At 47.7% G+C, this 15,169-nt stretch carries 15 protein-coding genes; 10 read left to right on the top strand and 5 right to left on the bottom strand.

Annotation, left to right across the window (positions count from 1 at the left end; all coding sequences use genetic code 11):
• Positions 1-96 precede the first annotated feature (96 nt).
• Entirely contained in the window at positions 97-378 is a 282-nt protein-coding gene (locus Q365_RS0123520; RefSeq protein WP_028025663.1) for a DUF1289 domain-containing protein, read from the top strand.
• A gap of 149 nt (positions 379-527) precedes the next feature.
• On the opposite strand, the gene rplY is transcribed toward Q365_RS0123520, so the two are convergent.
• The 3 genes from rplY to Q365_RS0123505 form a co-directional block, all read right to left on the bottom strand.
• Complete coding sequence (gene rplY / locus Q365_RS0123515; protein ID WP_028025662.1) at positions 528-806, bottom strand: 50S ribosomal protein L25; 279 nt, start codon at positions 804-806, stop codon at positions 528-530.
• Between the two features lie 271 nt (positions 807-1,077).
• The gene (locus tag Q365_RS0123510; protein ID WP_028025661.1) at positions 1,078-2,853 is read right to left on the bottom strand and encodes a DEAD/DEAH box helicase; all 1,776 of its coding nucleotides are present in this window, start codon (positions 2,851-2,853) and stop codon (positions 1,078-1,080) included.
• A 172-nt stretch (positions 2,854-3,025) separates the two neighbouring features.
• Positions 3,026-3,493: a GNAT family N-acetyltransferase gene (locus Q365_RS0123505; protein ID WP_028025660.1), complete on the bottom strand. Its 468-nt coding sequence runs from the start codon at positions 3,491-3,493 to the stop codon at positions 3,026-3,028.
• A 292-nt stretch (positions 3,494-3,785) separates the two neighbouring features.
• Here Q365_RS0123505 and rsuA point away from each other — a divergent pair, with 292 nt between their 5' ends.
• The 3 genes from rsuA (at position 3,786) to Q365_RS0123490 (ending at position 6,666) form a co-directional block, all read left to right on the top strand.
• Positions 3,786-4,481, top strand: a complete 696-nt coding sequence (gene rsuA, locus Q365_RS0123500; protein WP_028025659.1) for a 16S rRNA pseudouridine(516) synthase RsuA — start codon at positions 3,786-3,788, stop codon at positions 4,479-4,481.
• A 327-nt stretch (positions 4,482-4,808) separates the two neighbouring features.
• The gene (locus Q365_RS0123495) at positions 4,809-6,008 is read left to right on the top strand and encodes a Bcr/CflA family multidrug efflux MFS transporter (protein ID WP_028025658.1); all 1,200 of its coding nucleotides are present in this window, start codon (positions 4,809-4,811) and stop codon (positions 6,006-6,008) included.
• Between the two features lie 4 nt (positions 6,009-6,012).
• Positions 6,013-6,666 carry a DUF2913 family protein gene (locus tag Q365_RS0123490; RefSeq protein WP_028025657.1) on the top strand — a complete coding sequence of 218 codons (654 nt, stop codon included), beginning with the start codon at positions 6,013-6,015 and terminating at the stop codon, positions 6,664-6,666.
• 40 nt (positions 6,667-6,706) lie between these two features.
• Here the strand turns inward: Q365_RS0123490 and Q365_RS0123485 are convergent, their stop codons facing one another.
• The gene (locus Q365_RS0123485) at positions 6,707-8,170 is read right to left on the bottom strand and encodes a DUF2867 domain-containing protein (RefSeq protein WP_028025656.1); all 1,464 of its coding nucleotides are present in this window, start codon (positions 8,168-8,170) and stop codon (positions 6,707-6,709) included.
• A gap of 355 nt (positions 8,171-8,525) precedes the next feature.
• Between Q365_RS0123485 and Q365_RS0123480 the strand changes: the two genes are divergently transcribed.
• The 6 genes from Q365_RS0123480 to Q365_RS0123455 all read left to right on the top strand — a co-directional run bounded on the left by Q365_RS0123480 (position 8,526) and on the right by Q365_RS0123455 (position 14,505).
• On the top strand, positions 8,526-9,197 hold the full coding sequence (locus Q365_RS0123480; protein WP_028025655.1) for an ABC transporter ATP-binding protein: 672 nt from the start codon (positions 8,526-8,528) through the stop codon (positions 9,195-9,197).
• Positions 9,178-11,637, top strand: a complete 2,460-nt coding sequence (locus Q365_RS0123475; RefSeq protein ID WP_028025654.1) for an ABC transporter permease — start codon at positions 9,178-9,180, stop codon at positions 11,635-11,637. The genes Q365_RS0123480 and Q365_RS0123475 overlap by 20 nt, the downstream gene beginning before the upstream one ends.
• Positions 11,637-12,755: a lipocalin-like domain-containing protein gene (locus tag Q365_RS0123470; RefSeq protein ID WP_028025653.1), complete on the top strand. Its 1,119-nt coding sequence runs from the start codon at positions 11,637-11,639 to the stop codon at positions 12,753-12,755. The genes Q365_RS0123475 and Q365_RS0123470 overlap by 1 nt, the downstream gene beginning before the upstream one ends.
• 201 nt (positions 12,756-12,956) lie before the next feature.
• Complete coding sequence (locus tag Q365_RS0123465; RefSeq protein WP_028025652.1) at positions 12,957-13,826, top strand: aldo/keto reductase; 870 nt, start codon at positions 12,957-12,959, stop codon at positions 13,824-13,826.
• Between the two features lie 105 nt (positions 13,827-13,931).
• Positions 13,932-14,255: a hypothetical protein gene (locus Q365_RS0123460; protein WP_028025651.1), complete on the top strand. Its 324-nt coding sequence runs from the start codon at positions 13,932-13,934 to the stop codon at positions 14,253-14,255.
• A gap of 13 nt (positions 14,256-14,268) precedes the next feature.
• Positions 14,269-14,505, top strand: coding sequence for a putative periplasmic lipoprotein (locus Q365_RS0123455; protein ID WP_028025650.1), 237 nt, complete (start codon positions 14,269-14,271; stop codon positions 14,503-14,505).
• 57 nt (positions 14,506-14,562) lie between these two features.
• Here Q365_RS0123455 and Q365_RS0123450 read toward each other — a convergent pair whose 3' ends face one another.
• Positions 14,563-15,000, bottom strand: coding sequence for a hypothetical protein (locus tag Q365_RS0123450; RefSeq protein ID WP_028025649.1), 438 nt, complete (start codon positions 14,998-15,000; stop codon positions 14,563-14,565).
• Positions 15,001-15,169 lie beyond the last annotated feature (169 nt).

Raw genomic sequence — 15,169 nt, 5'->3', positions numbered from 1 at the left:
CATCACTTTGTGCATTCAATGTCTTATCGGATTTGCATTTCTTGGTGAAAGTCGCTTGAATGGATACAGAAGACATCAACATCATGAGGAGCGAGATTGGAGCAACTTGATTTCTTTACCGTCCCCAGCCCCTGTATTGGTGTTTGTCAGGCCAACAACAAAGGGTATTGCAAAGGTTGCTTGCGCAGCAGGGATGAGCGTTTTCAGTGGAATGACTTTAGCAGTGAGCAGCGCCGAAATGTGGTGCGCCTTTGTAAGCAGCGATATCAACGTATTTTAAAAGCCAAGCTGGCGATAGACGCTGCAAAGGTTCCAGAGGAAATCAGCCCGCAACAATCGCTGTTTATGGATGAAGATGCTGTTGGTGGTATAGATTAATCACTGAATCGTGCCTAGGACCTCGACATCGCAAAGCGTTGCAAGGCATCACCCAAAAAACAGACACAAAAAAAGCGCCGACTTATCGGCGCTTTTTTTCGTCTCATTCACATCTTAAAAGAGTGAAGAGCCTTCAAGCTACAAAGCAATTATACGCGGATGAAATCCATGTGCATAACTTTTGGCTTGAACGGGTGACGTTGGATGTCTTGTGGCTTAACGCTAACTTCTTGACCGTCGATTACTAGAGTAATCGCTTCGTAGAATTCAGGCTTGTCCATTTGAGTAATCACTTTAGAGTGCTCTAGAGAGATTGCAACTGGAGCGGCTTCGCCACCGTAAACTACAGCTGGGAATTGGTCAGCTAGACGCAGGCGGCGGCTCGCACCCTTACCCTGCTCAGTACGTACTACTGCTTCGAATTTCATAATAAAATACTCTTTAAAATAGAGAGTTGAAAATAAGTATCCAGGTTGCGACCAATCTAGATACCAAGTAAATCGAGCGCGGATACTACCACCCACATTCGTGATTAACAAGTGTTATCGGGGGCTTCTGCCCGTTCTGACGCCGATAATTGTCCCTGTGAGCAATAACTGAGCGTTATGCGTGCTATTGCGCTTTATTCGCTGTGCGTCGTGTAATCATCATGCTGATTTTGACTTAACGACTCGAGCGCGATCCGTGACTGTGGCAAAGCTAGGCGGCGTTGTTAATCATCTCGGTCACTTGCTGTTGCGACGCAAACTGATCGAGGTCGAATATTTTATCGCGTATCGCCCAGAAACGGCCATTTTTACGTGCTACGACGAAGTCTGGCAAACGCAGCCGGTGCTCCGCTTTAACGATCTTTGACGGCGCGGTATCAGTAAACGGGCGATGACGGTCAACCAAGTGCGGATTAATAAACTTCGCCAGAAACTCTTCTTTTTGCCGTTTTGTTGAAAGCGGCCAGACTTCATGAATTTCAGCACCGTCATGTCCAATGTAAGTGACTTTTAGCTGAGGCTTATCGAACTTGTTTCTTCCCGCCACAAGGCGCATGTCGGCACAGGCCATGATCATCGCGTCTTTGAGCTTCAAGGCATCACGCAGTTTTTTGTCCGGATCGACAAGAATATGATCGCATTGATGGCAGCGGCGAGCGGCGATGTCATTGTCTGCGCCACATTCACCGCAATATTTGGCACGAAAGCGATACCCGCAGATTTCTCGTTCGCCTTCGTCGTCTTCAAAATACCCCTGACAACGGCGCCCGTAGTGCTCAATCAAATAGCCATTGTTATCAAGCTTACCCCAGAAATTGTTGTTGAACCCGCATGCAGGGCAGGGAACCGTCACGATCTCACTGTCACTATCCGGTTTGGGGTCGCCAATTTCAGGCTGGTAAAGGTCATACACATTGCCTGCGTAATCTAAAATCAGGCAATCCTTCTTCCCTGGGGAAAGGCGTAAACCTCGGCCCGCAATCTGTTGATATAGACTGACAGATTCCGTTGGGCGAAGTATGGCAATAAGGTCAACATGTGGCGCATCAAACCCTGTGGTGAGCACCGAGACATTGACCAGATATTTAATTTCTCGCTTCTTAAAGCGTTGAATGATGTCGTCACGTTCGTCCAGTGGCGTGTCGCCGATCACCAATGCGGATTCTTCAGGCGGCAGCAGCGTGACGATTTCTTGTGCGTGTCTAACTGTGGCCGCGAACACCATCACACCATGGCGATCTTTCGCGTATTGCATGACCTGATCAACAATTTGAGGGGTCGCACGTGGCGCATTCTCAATGACACGGTCGAGATCGGCTTCTTTATAAAACCCTGTTGGAGAGGCTTTCAAAGAAGAGAAGTCGTAACTCAATACCGGCGCATCTAAGACTCTGGCTTCGGTGAGAAACCCTTCATCAAGTAAGAAGCGAATAGGTAATTCGAAAATACAGTCTCGAAAGAAGCGAGGTTTTTCGCTGCGCACACGTCCGGCGGTATGAAATTGGTAAATCCAGCCCATGCCCAATCGATATGGCGTCGCTGTTAGACCAAGCACTTTAATGCCGGGATTAACCTGTTGGAGATGGGAAATGACTTTGCGGTAGCTGCTGTCTTCGTTATCCGGCACGCGGTGGCACTCATCAATAACGAGCAGCGAGAACTGGTCTTTGAATTCATCGAGGTTGCGAACCATGGACTGAACCGACGCAAACACCACCTTATCGGCACTTTCTTTACGGCCTAAACCCGCTGAATAAATCCCGCCTTTTAGCCCATAGCCTTCGTATTTTTCATGGTTCTGTTCGACCAATTCTTTGACATGAGCAAGCACCAAGACGCGACCGCGAGCTAATTTGGCAAGTTCGGCGATCACTAAGCTTTTCCCTGCGCCGGTTGGCAGTACTGCAACGGCAGGCGTGGAGTTTTGACGGAAGTAATGAACAACCGCTTTTACTGTGTCAGATTGGTAAGGGCGAAGGGTATACATGCAATTAAAAAGGCAGCTGTTTTTGGCTGCCCAGTGTAACGAGGGATGGGTGTATTAGCTAGCGTGCTATTTTCAGAATCCCATCCCTTAAACCTAGTGCGCAGTTCTTACGAATTATGCCTAGGGTGCTAACGAGCTATACCTAGAATACTCGCTCACAATACTTAGTGTGTTAACTCACCATTCGCTTAGTCATTAGGCAGTGCTGACGGCGCGGCATGTAGTCAAATTGTTCGTAAAACTCACGTGCGCCACTGTTACCGATATTCACTTCAAGAATGACGGCATGACAATCGCGGGTTTGTACGTGAGATTCAATGTTAGGCAGTACATATGAACCGACACCTTGACGACGCCAGTCTTGGGACAGAAAAATCTGATCGATCACTGCGATTCGACCACCCAATTCAATGCTGAAGCTGTAGCAAATCACCACAAAGCCAATGATCTCTTCCTCGCCGTCTTGGTCGAGGGCGATAAGAAACACGTCGCCATGGGCAGGGTTCGCTATCAAGAAACTAAAGGCAGACGTGACATGCTCTACATCGAAGGACAGCGCCTCGTGATCATGCATGTGTTTTGAAAGCTCAAGCAGCCTTGGCATTGACTCTGTGGAAGGCGACTGCAGAGATATGTTCATAAATTCTTCCCTAATCAACATGTTAACCAATGCAACATTATATACCCAAACCGCCTAAAGATGCTCGCTGAATCCGGCACCTTCAGGTTGTTTGGGTATAAACATAAAAAGAAGATCCTAAGATTAGACTGTAACGAATATGTTAAGTTCGCCACCTCTTAGTTATAGACAGACGGAGCAAGAGTGCAATTTCATTCGCGTAATATGAGATTGAATGTGCGTTTTTAACTGTACCTTTATGGTGAACTTCCTATAATGCGCGCTTTGAGAGCTTCACGGATAATAGACAATGATCAGGCTAGACAAATTTCTTTGTGAAACGGTAGGCGTTACTCGTACTCAAGCAGCACGATTGCTGAAAGAAAAACGCGTGACGGTTAACGGCGACATCGTTAAGAGCGGTTCAGTAAAGATTGCAGAAAATGCGGATGTAGAATTTGATGGAGCATCACTGCGTTTGTCTGGTCCACGTTACATCATGATGAATAAGCCGGAAGGCTACGTGTGTTCACATGAAGACGGTCATAACCCTACAGTATTCGTGTTGCTAGAAGAAGTCGGCGCTGAAAAGCTTCATATCGCTGGACGTCTAGACTGCGACACAACCGGTTTGCTGCTGCTGACTGATGACGGTCAATGGTCTCACCGAGTGACATCACCTAAACATAAGTGTGATAAAACTTATCGCGTTTGGTTGGACGATCCTATTTCTGATGATACCGCGGAAGCGTTCACCGACGGCGTAGCGCTTCGTGGCGAAAAATCTGACACTTTGCCTGCTCAGCTTGAAATTCTGGCTGAAAAAGAAGCCTTACTGACGATTCATGAAGGCAAATATCATCAAGTGAAACGTATGTTTGCCGCAGTAGGAAACAGAGTGGTTGGGCTGCACCGCGAATCAGTGGGCGAGTTAGTGCTTGATGAATCACTTCAGCCTGGTGAATACCGTTCTCTGACACAAGAAGAGATCGCCTTCTTCATGCCATAACCTAAGGCCCAGAGCTTGCCGCCAGTGGCGGTGATTCTTGGCTTTTCTTCATAAAACGCTGCGACGATATGCTCTCGCAGCGTTTTTTGTATTCGCTTTCCAGTCAGTCACCAGACGGGGCGATTGAAGACTGAAGCATGATAGATGTAATTTATCGTGATGATGAAATTTTCTTCTTAATTATCGGTAAGTTACTGGTGGTTTTGTTTGTGTCTAACTAGAAAGTCATTATTTCCTCAAGGGAATTAATCATAGTGCTATTATGTGAGCCAGACACAGTTTTGAACTGTCCCTCTTTTTTCTTCACCTTTTCTTCTTAAGGCATACATGACAACGAAAGCGATACACCAGCCAGCTCAAGAGCTGACATTTCTTTTGATCCTCGTTCTCGGGGCGATAGCGGCGTTGACGCCACTTGCTATAGATATGTATCTACCAGCAATGCCTGATATCGCGAGAGAGCTTGATGTCGCGCCTGGTTTGGTGCAGCGAACGTTAGCTGCATACACCGCAGGTTTTGCGCTCGGGCAGCTCATTCATGGGCCAATTTCTGACAGCTACGGTCGCCGACCGGTTCTGATCGTCGGCGTCATCTTGTTCTTGATTGGCGCAGTTGTGAGTGCCAATGCAAACGACATTGAAACGCTTACCTATGTCCGAGCAGCGCAGGGTTTCTGTGGTGCCGCAGCGGCGGTAGTGATTCAAGCGCTAGTGCGTGACATGTTCGACAAAGAAGATTTTGCGCGAACCATGTCGTTCATCACCTTGGTGATGACTGTCGCTCCATTGGCAGCCCCAATGATTGGCGGTTACCTTGCGGTTTGGTTTGGCTGGCGTTCGATCTTCTGGTTGTTGGCCGCATTTGCTGCGCTGGTGATCGTATTGGTGGTAACACTTATTCCTGAAACCTTACCCGTTCAAGGCCGTCCTCCGCTTAGAATTGGCTCTACGCTACGTAACTACCTGAAAATATTGCGTAACAAACAGTCGGTTGGGTACATCGTTGCGTCAGGTTTTTCTTTCGCGGGCATGTTCTCTTTCTTAACGGCAGGTTCCTTTGTCTACATCGATTACTACGGCGTAAGCACAGAGAACTTTGGTTATCTGTTTGGCCTTAACGTGGTGTGCTTGATTGTCATGACGTCTTTCAACGGTAAATTTGTGCGCCGTATTGGTAGCGAAAAGATGCTGAAGATTGGTTTGATGATTCAGTTGGTAGCCGGCGTAGCACTTATCGTGAGTCAGTTGCTTAACCTTGGATTGTGGGGCACCGTGATCCCTGTGATGTTGTTTGTTGGCACCATCTCGATTGTGGGCAGTAACTCGATGGCATGTGTTTTGAGCACATACCCTGAACTGGCGGGCACGGCATCGTCATTGGCGGGCACAATGAGGTTTGGCATCGGTACACTTGTTGGTGGTATAGTCGCCGCCATTCCTGTTCACTCAGCTTGGCCTATGACAGGGGCTATGGCTGCGTGTGCGATTCTATCTGCTCTGTTTTACTGGGGCTTAGCAAAAAAATAAGATCATGAGCTACATAATAGAAATCAAATCCGTGGTGGATACCGCGCTTAGCGAACTTAACGACGCGAAAGCGGCGGGGAAAATACAAAGTAATCCAGTGAGTGAAGATTCGTTTCTTTGCCGTTGGGTTGCGCAGTCGGCGAAACGACAGCGCTTCGACCCTATTGTTGTAAAAGACCTGACCTCTTGGGTCCAACAAGGCCGCAGCATGGGTAAGAACGCTAACATCAAAGGTCAGATGGAACACATCGCGGCTGTGTACCATGATCAATTCCCTGAAGGGGATGAACACGCACCGATCATGCTTAGCCAATTCGATGACTTATTGACTGACCTTGAAGAGAATGACTGGATGGTGCACACCGATCAGGAAATTAGCCGCAAAATGCGTGTGATTTCTGATGGCCAGAGTTCTTTCGTGGCAAACAAAGCTGATCTTGATAAAAGCTTCAACGAAGCGGGTGAGCTTGTTAAGCCACTTAGCGTTTATGTGCGAGGCAAAGAGTCATGGTTTATCGAGGCGTTTTTGGCGAGGGGTTTACTGGCTACCAAGGTCACTGACTACAAGTCGATCATCAAATATCATGGCGAATACAAATTCTGGCCACGCAACCAAGCCAATTGCTTGGTGGTTTTGCCAGAGAGCCTAAAGGCTTAATCGTTACGACAAACGATAGTTTGGTGATGAGTTAGAAAAATCAGCGGTGTGAAGGCGTAATAACCTTGGCACCGCTTTTTTTTGCCAATGAGAAAGCCATACCGCGAAAGATAAACAAATGTGCTGGCATCATGGCAAACCAATACAGTAAGCCAAGAAAACCTGCAGGGTGCCACCATGCGCGAATATCCAAGGTTCGATGCTCGCCATGATCGACAATAGTAAACTCAAGCCGACCTAAACCTGGCGCTTTCATGCCAAAGAGCAGGGAAAGGTGTTGGTTCTTTTCGCAGCGGAGCACCTTCCAACTATCGATGTAATCACCCGCTTTTAATGATTCTGGATCGGGGCGTCGCTTCTTCAGCGCATTTCCACCAACCGCTGCATCCATATATGCGCGAAGCGTCCAAAGTGAATCACCAAAAAAATACCCTTCATCACCGCCGACATGGCGGATTTTTTGCCAAAGATCATGGGCGGTAGCATCTGTGTTGACGCTGAAACCGGCTTGTTTAGGGTAATAGCCATAACCTTTGTGCCAACGAGCTAGCGCTTCGGCATCAAATCCCCAGATATCATTCTTAACCACGTCACTTTCATTCGCTAAGGCTGATTCGACAGCGTGTTCAAAGCTGATATGTGGCAACGAAACCTGCGTCGATAAGTCCGTCCCCGTTGGCAGTAAGTCGTAATCCAAGCCATGAATCAAAGACTGTGCAATGGGCTTAGGAACGGTCGTCACAATGCTCAACCAGCGTGTTGCCATTTTTGGTGTCAAAAATGGCACTTTGAATATCGCGACACGTTTATCAATGATGCGGGCAAAACGCCGCATTTGGTCTTCATAACTGATCACCTCTGGCCCTGACGCATCAAACGTTGCCGAGCCTTCCATCGGCATGGACATGGCTGCCATGAGATAGCCAATCATGGTTTCAAGGGCAATAGGGCGTGATTGCGACTGAATAGTCGCGGGAGCGGTGATAATCGGAAGGTGAGAGACGATATCTCGCATCACTTCAAAGGCTGCTGAGCCAGAGCCGATCACTATACCCGCCCTGATTTCGATGATTTGTTTACCGGAATCTCTGAGTATATTTCCGGTGGCTTTACGAGCTGCAAGGTGCGTTGATGACACTCCCTCAGGTTGGGTTGCGCCGAGATATATCACGCGATCGACGTTGCTATTGCTCAGGGCGCTAGCCATATGGTGCGCCATGTCCAATTCGTACTGGTAAAAATCAGATCCTGATGCCATGCCATGGGCAAGATAATAGATGGTTGAGACACCGTCTAATGCATGTGAAAGGCCATCGCCATTGTGAAGGTCTACTTGTCGTGTTTCGAGTTGTGGGTGTGAAGACCAGGCTTGATTTTGAAGTCTAGAAAATCGGCGACTCGTGGCGACAACGTTATGTTGGGGTTTGAGCAATGCAGACACTAAATGGTGCCCAATGTATCCCGTTGCACCAACGACGAGAACTTTACCAGTGACAGGCTGCATGTTACCTCGAGTCTAAGTGGTTAAAAAGCGAGCAATCAGCGTCTTCTTGTTTCGACGGAAAAGTGAACATCTTCCGTTTTTACATCGTATTGTCAGCACAATGTCAGAGAACTGACCATATCATGCAACTGCCGTGAAAACGAGACACCAAGGGGGCTATTGGCAAGTATGCGCGCACAGCAAGGCACCAGAGATGATCGATTGGTTTACCTTGAATGACGGTCCGCAATAAATTGTCAAAATGAGTACTTGGTGCAAATTGCTTTCTTGACGCCCAATATTGGGGTAAATTGCTTGACCAATCGATTGCGTGATCGTTCTCGTATCGATAAGAAGGTAACTGTTAGGGGATTAAATGTTAGAGCTACATGGACTTTGCAAAGGATATCTTGATGGCGGTGAGTTCCACCCCGTTTTGCAAGGTGCGGAGTTATCTTTAGCAAATCATGATCAAGTGGCATTGATGGGAGAGAGCGGGTCAGGAAAAAGCACGCTACTGAATCTTATCGGCGGCCTTGATAATCCTGATTCCGGTGAAGTGTGGATTGATAACACCGCCATCCACAAGCTTACCGAGCGCGAACGTACACGTTACCGCCGACACTATATCGGCATGGTGTTTCAGCAATATAACCTACTGCCAACGCTTACCGTCGCAGACAATATTCGTTTTTGTCGTCAGTTAAAGGGCTTGCATGAAGACGACAGCCTTTGGCGACAAATCATCTCCGCGTTAGATCTTATGCCCTTGCTGGGGAGATACCCTGAAGAGATTTCAGGTGGACAGCAACAACGTGCCGCCATCGCTCGTGCGTTATATATGGAACCCAAAATCTTGCTTGCTGACGAACCCACTGGGAGTCTGGACGAGCGTAATGCTGACGCTGTCATGAGACTACTTACCACATTGACCACCTCGCTCGATTGCGCTTTGTTGGTGGTGACGCACAGTGAAAAAGTGGCAGATTACTTGGGAAGCCGTGTTACGCTGCAAGGGGGCGTGTTGAATGTCCGTACCTGTCGCTAAAGCACTCTTTGGACACTATCGCCGTCACCCGTTCCAAGTCTTTCTCGTATGGCTAGGTTTAACGCTGGGCGTGGCATTATTGGTAGGCGTCATGTCTATCAATCAACATGCACAAGACAGCTATACAAAAGGGGCGAGTCTCTTTAGCAACCCTTTCCCGTATGTTCTTCATCACCGCGAGCGCGGAAAGCGCATTGATGAAGACCTCTATGTGTCATTGAGGAAAGAGGGTTACGATCACTGCGTTCCCGTTGATCTCCTCCGAACATCAACCCAAGCAGGGAAAGACATTCAAATCATGGGTGTCGATACCATTGCGATGTTCGCGTTTAACAATGCTAACCCTACATCATTTGCCAACGCCATCCCTTTGAATAACAGTTTCGGCACGCTCTGGGTGAGTACTGAACTTGCTAATCACTTTGGTTGGCAGGAAGGGCAGAAACTCACCTTGAAAGGGGGACAAGAAGTTGGCCCTTTGACAATGATCGATGGTGGTCGCATCGGCGCAGGCACCCGCCTGTTTGGGGATATATCAGTCATACGCCATCTCTCTGACCACTCAGGCCTTGCGCTGATCTACTGTGGCGAGATGGACAAGGCGAAACGTGACGATCTGCGCGCGTCATTGCCTCCGACGATCACTCTGTCACGAACCGAAACCGCACAACTGGGGCCGCTGACTCGCGCGTTTCACTTGAATCTATTTGCGATGGGTTTATTGGCGTTCGTGGTGGGCTTGTTCATTTTCTATCAAGCTATTTCTCTGTCGATGGCTCAACGTCAGCCATTGGTTGGCATCATGCGAGAACTTGGCGTAGGGAGAAAATCACTGGCGATTGTTGTTTCCGGTGAAATGCTCGTTTGGCTGTTACTTGGTTTAGTCAGTGGCAACGTTGTGGGCTTGATCTTGGCTCAGAAATTGATCCCAACCGTTGCGACGACCTTGAGTGACCTCTATGGAGCCAATGTCGACTTAACCCTAAATTGGCAATGGGAGTGGGGTTTCTATAGCTTTCTGCTCGGTGTGTGTGGTTTTGCGATGGCTTCGGGTTGGCCTCTTTATCGACTATTGACCACGCCGCCTGCACGTCTTTCTAAGCGCATGTCTTTGGTGCGTTTCTCCCACGCTGAATTTCGTTGGCAAGCCATAGTGGCTGCTGTCTTCATTGTGATCGCCTTGGCGGTATATAGTGCGCCACAAAGCCAAGCTCAAGGCTTCACCTTGATCGCGCTTATCTTGATCAGTGGCGGATTGCTACTTCCTTTCATCATGGGCAAGACGTTCGTTTTCATCTCAGACAAAATTAAAATCGCTCGGCTACGCTGGTTCTTGTCAGATGCCTCGGCGAGCCTGAGTTATCGTGGCATTGCTGCCATGGCCTTTATGATGGCGATAGCCACGAATATTGGCATGGAAACCATGGTCGGCAGTTTCAGAAGCACCACCGAAGGGTGGTTGCAACAACGTCTCGCCGCAGACATTTATGTACGCCCTGACAAAGAAATGGCCCAGCCGTTATCAACATGGTTGGAAGATCAGAGCAGCGTTAAACAAAGCTTATTGCAGTGGCGACATGAGATCGACACGGCACAAGGTGTGGTGGAAGTGTTCACCCTTGGTACTAGCAAAGAAGAGCGTGAAGCCCTAGCGCTGAAAGTGACGATGCCAGACTACTGGAGCCATTTGCATCAGAGCAAGAGTATGCTGCTTAGCGAATCGCTAGCATTAAAATTCGACGTTCATCCTGGCGATACGATAACGCTTCCTAGCCCCTTTGGTGAGGGTTGGAAAGTCGTGGGAATCTACTTCGATTACGGCAACCCATACAGTCAGGTCATGATCTCCGATCGTTCATCGCTGGTTCCTTGGATGGAAAGAGAAGGGCGAGTGGGCGTAGCCGCGCTTCTCAACGACGATGATGATGAAAAGCAGCTCGTTGACCAAATGCGTAAAGAGTTTGGTTTGATGGAAACGCAGATCAGTAATCAGCGGGACATTCTTGCTCGCGCCATGCGGATTTTTGACCGAACGTTCCTCGTGACTGACACGCTCTGCACGTTAACGCTGATCATTGCCATTTGTGGCTTATTCTTCTCCACACTGGCGACAGAGCTATCGAGACAACGTCAATACGCGCTATTGCGTTATATGGGCATATCAGGCCGAGAATTGGCCTTCTTAGGTGGCGGGCAACTCATGCTCATTGGCTTGTTCTCCGCACTCTTTGCATTGCCTTTAGGCCTTCTCATCGCGGAAGTGCTGATCAATATCGTTCTCAAATATTCATTTGGTTGGACGATGTCAGTGTCATATTTCCCATTTAGCTATGTCACGACATTGGGTGGCGCGTTGCTCACACTGTTGGCAGCCGGCTGCTGGCCTGTTTGGCGTTTGATTAAGCGTTCCGCCATTCTTTCATTACGGGAAGCTCAGTAATGCGCAACGAAGAAAAGCCCCAGCCTTTCATATTGACCATTATTGGTTGGAGTTTGGCCATCTTCGTGTCGGCGCTTGCACTGTTTGGCTCGATCTTACTGAGAAATGACGACCCGGACAGGTTGGCCGTAGACGTCTTGGTCGCGGAAGACACCGAAGGATTCAGCGCTGTCACTCGCGATGCCTCTATTCAATTTCCCGATGATTACGGTCGCCATGACGATTTTCGACAAGAGTGGTGGTATGTCACCGCGAATCTCAATGATGTAGACGGAAACGCTTACGGCGTGCAATGGACTTTATTTCGCAGTGCGCTATCACCAGACCAAGGCACAGGTTGGAACAACAAACAGGTGTACATGGCCCACGCGGTGGTGACTACCGAAAACAACACATTCTATGCGGAACGTTTTGCGCGTGGCGGAATAGGCCAAGCAGGCGTAGAAAGTGCCCCTTTTCATGCATGGTTAGACAACTGGCAATGGCAAAGCGACACCAAAGCGCCTTTTCCCGCGGCGCTGAAAGCGCAAGATGATGCCTTTGTTGTCAATTTGACCATGACACAAACTCAGCCTGAAATCCTTCAAGGTGATCATGGCTACAGCCGCAAACACCTCAGCAAAGACGTCGGCTCCTATTACTTCAGCGTTCCTGCCATCGCATTAGAAGGGACACTGACCTTAGAAGGCAAAGAAATCGCAGTGAGTGGAAAAGGCTGGGTGGATCGCGAATGGAGCACGCAAGCACTCAGTAAAGACCAACGAGGATGGGATTGGTTTTCCGTGCAGCTCGACAACGGTAGTGAACTGATGGTGGTGCAGGTAAGGTCAGATGAAGGGCCTTATCGATTCGGTTCACTGACACGACCAAACGGTGAAACGAGAATTCTGACACACGACGATATCGCCATGTTGCCATTGTCGTTTTCAAAAATGCCAACATCTCGCCATCTACCCACTGAATGGCAAATCGACATCGCGAGTGAAGACATTTCATTGCGCACCTCTCCGTTAAATACCAACAACTGGCTACCTTTTGCGTTTCCTTACTGGGAAGGGCCAATTTTTGTTGAAGGCTCTACGTCAGGTGTCGGATTCATGGAAGCCACCGGTTACTGATCAAATCCTCCCAACAATCTAGTGTGCCAACATCGCTCCAACTTTTGGGAAATTATCTACTTTAGGTTTGAATGTGGATCTAATCGCTATGTGGTTGATTGTTGTAAATACAGACAAAGGCTATGGTTAAATTGACATTTAACAATATCGCAACACATTGTGAGGTGGAAACTGAACAATCAGCTTGCGAGGAGCCTCTGCATGTTTCCCATTATCTTAGGTACAGCAAGATTTGGTACTTACACCAGCCAAGACGATAGCTTCGCAGTGCTTAATGCATTTGTAGAAATGGGCGGAAGCCGCTTGGATACCGCCAACAACTATGCATGTTGGCACCCAGATGGGGTGGGTGGTGAAAGTGAGGCTGTGCTAGGAGAGTGGTTGAAAACGCAAGATCGCCATAGCGTTGAAATCATGACGAAAATCGGCGCTCGCTCTGTCGACGGGTTTACTTACGATAAACTTGATGGCTTGTCTCCGGACAATATCAAACGCTCGGTGGAAGAAAGCCTTACTCGCCTCAATACTGACCACATCGATGTGCTCTATGCACATGTCGATGACCTAGAAACGCCACTGCTTGATACGTGGAAGGCTCTGTCGTCGCTGGTGGAGCAGGGGATTGTAAAACGATTGGGAGTGTCGAATTACCGAGAGCCGCGCCTTCTTGAATTGGTGAATATCATCAATGAAAACCAGCTAACCCCCTTTGCATATGCTCAGTATCGCTATTCATTAATCACACCCAATGCGATTGCAGATTTTGGCCCCCAAGTGATCTTGAACGAGCATCTATTTGGTATGCTTAAAGCGTTAGAACGCCAGCCAGAGGTGATTGGCTATAGCCCATTGCTGGACGGTGCTTACGAGCAATCCCCCGATGAACTGCCAGACAACTACGATAATTTGCTGAACTGCGCGTTGATTGAAAACATCCAAGCACAAGCGGAAGAACAGCATGCCTCGCCGTCTGCGCTCATACTGAAAACCATTGTTGACTACGGAATCACCCCCGTGACAGCTGCCTCGACACCAGAAAGACTTAGGTCAAACCTTCAACTGCTTGTCTAATATGTTGCGCTACATCCCAACGTGGGGGTGTGCTAATGTGTTGAATATGTTGTAATGACGTCATGTGGTTACAACAATCAAAAAAGCAAAAATGGAAATTGCCTAATGTTTAAGCCAATTTTATCCTTAGGGTTTATCTTGTCGCTTGCTGCCTGTTCTACCTCGCCAGATCCAGTGGATGAGCGTATTGAAGCGGCGATAAAACTCTGCCATAGCGATAGTGCAAAAGCCTTCTCACAAACGGTGGATGGCCTCCGAGTGATGTGTCACAGCGGTTCGTCTTATGTGATACGTGGTGACATTTCACTGGATGACATAGTCGAGATGGACAGAGTCTATTGTTCGAGCATGGGAATACGAGATTTCATTTCAAGCCAAGAAGGTGAAGTGAAACTCTCATGCGTCGATGGTTCAAGTTACGTTTTATAAAGCGAGAATGACAATGAAAAAGATATTGATGATGGCGGCCATTGTCGCTTCAGTGGCAGGCTGCTCTTCTATTGAAACAGCGGAATCTATGCCAAACCCAGATCAACGCGTCGTTGACGGACGTTTGAACATTTCAACAGACCTTAATGCCACCTACTGTGAAGGCAAAGGCTTTGAAAAGTATATGGAAAGAGAGAAATATTACACCTTCACCTGCAAAGACGGCGCGTTCTTCAATATCGCGAAGTAATCCCGTTTTACTGCTGAATTTGAAAAGCGCCGACGATTGTCGGCGTTTTTTGTGACGCTATTTATTCTTAGTGAGATGGTAATATAGATCGTTAAACCCAAGAATATTGACAGGAACGACAATCTTTTCACTACTGTTTTTGAGCTGAACAATCATTTCTTTCTCTTTAAAACCGTTCAAGCTTTCAGACGTATCTACGATAGTTACTTTTGATATATCACTGATACTAAACTCAGTGGTAATCCCATTGCATCTAATGTTCTTAACGCGGTCTTTTTCTATAAATATAGAATCCGTCAAAGTTCTTTCTTTAATAATACGTGGTATTGTAATTAGACTTAGTAAAGCCCATATGTATATTACTACTGACGGTTCCTCAAGAATTGGAATAATGCCGAGTTTTATAGCAGCGAGAGTAAAAGGAACTGCACCCGCGACTAATATGACGGTAACATGTCTGATCCGCCACATCAGGCTGTAGTTATACTTTTTCAAGCGCTCTTTCCTTTTTCTAACTCAAATATCGGTGAGTTAGACTAGCAAAAGAAATTAATACGACACAGTCACAGATAGCTGACATACTGCGCAAAAATCGAATCTAAGAGATAACTGACGCTAAATTCGCGTGGCGAGCACAATAAAAGGGTAAGTGGCTAAGCAGCTT

The organism is Enterovibrio calviensis DSM 14347, from assembly GCF_000621165.1.
Taxonomy (GTDB): domain Bacteria; phylum Pseudomonadota; class Gammaproteobacteria; order Enterobacterales; family Vibrionaceae; genus Enterovibrio; species Enterovibrio calviensis.
The sequence above is the reverse complement of the archived record's forward strand: the minus strand, read 5'-3'. Positions and strand labels throughout refer to the sequence as shown.